Below are 1,217 nucleotides of genomic sequence, written 5' to 3' on the forward strand. Positions count from 1 at the left end.
CCGCCGACGGCCGGCGTTCCCGCGGCGCGCTGGCGTGCCCTCCTGGCGGCGCACGAGGAACGCGCCGATTCGCTGACCGCGGCACACCGTGCCCGCCGGGCCACCGGGGAGCGCCACGCGATCGACGACTTCCTCTACGACTACTACGGCACCAGGCCGTCGGCGCTGCGTCGCTGGCATCCCGGGGTGGGGGCCGCCCTGGTGCCCGCACCGGACGGCCCCGCGCCGCACCGGCAGTGGCGGTGGTACGCCACCGACGCCGACGGGCTGGTCGGCTTCGACGCGGCGGCGTTCCTCGCCGACCGGGCCGACTCGGTGCGTTTCATCCACCGCCTGCTGTCCGCGATCGCGTCCCGGCCGGCTTTCACCGGCTGCTTCGGCCTGCACGAGTGGGCGATGGTGTACCGCCAGCGGGAACACCGCCATCCCCTTCCTCTGCGGCTCGGGCAGGCGGGCACCGACGCGGTGGTCGAGTCGCACCCGATCCGTTGCACCCACTTCGACGCGTTCCGGTTCTTCACCCCGGACGCGGTGCACCTCAACCGGGTCCGACCGACGCGGGAGAGCCAGGTGGAACTCGACCAGCCAGGCTGCCTGCACGCCGCGATGGACTGCCACAAGTGGGCGACCAAGCTGGGCCCTGCGGTCCCGGGTGAGCTGGCCCTCGACTGTTTCGAGCTGGCGCGGGACATCCGGCTGCTCGACATGCAGGCATCGCCGTACGACCTGTCCTCGTACGGGCAGCCGGCGGTGGCCATCGAGACGCCGGAGGGCAAGGCGGAGTACGTGGCTCGCCAGCGCGAGTTCTCGCATCGCGCCGGCGAGCTACGCACCCGGTTGATCAAGGTTTGCGCGGCGGTGCTCGGGTCGGCGGAGGTGGATGCCGGGCGGGCGCCTACCGCGCCGGTCAGGACCGGGAGCAGCTGACCGCCGGGGCGGTGTTGGTGCTGCCGGCGCTGCCCAGGAAACCGAAGGTGGTCTGCGCGCCGGGAGTCAGCGCGCCGTTCCACCCGACGTTGCGGGCGGTGGCCGTCACGCCGCTCTGCGTCACCTCGGCGTTCCATGCCTGCGTGATCCGTTGACCGTCGGTGAAGTCGAGCCGTACCACCCAACCGGCCGTGGCGGTGCCACCGTCGTTGCGCACGGTCACCTCGGCCTGGAATCCGCCCTGCCACTGGCCGGCCAGCCGGTACGTCGCCTGTCCCTTATACACATCT

2 protein-coding genes are annotated in these 1,217 nt (G+C 72.5%); one reads left to right on the plus strand and one right to left on the minus strand.

Annotation, left to right across the window (positions count from 1 at the left end; genetic code table 11):
- Positions 1 to 927 (plus strand): 3-methyladenine DNA glycosylase (locus C1I93_RS30560; protein ID WP_111246693.1); only part of this gene is annotated, 927 nt, incomplete at its 5' end.
- Here C1I93_RS30560 and C1I93_RS30565 read toward each other — a convergent pair.
- Positions 908 to 1,217 (minus strand): cellulose binding domain-containing protein (locus C1I93_RS30565; protein ID WP_181445393.1); only part of this gene is annotated, 310 nt, incomplete at its 5' end. The two genes, C1I93_RS30560 and C1I93_RS30565, sit on opposite strands and share 20 nt — an antisense overlap.

This window comes from Micromonospora endophytica (genome assembly GCF_003236305.1).
Taxonomy (GTDB): Bacteria; Actinomycetota; Actinomycetes; order Mycobacteriales; family Micromonosporaceae; genus Micromonospora; species Micromonospora endophytica.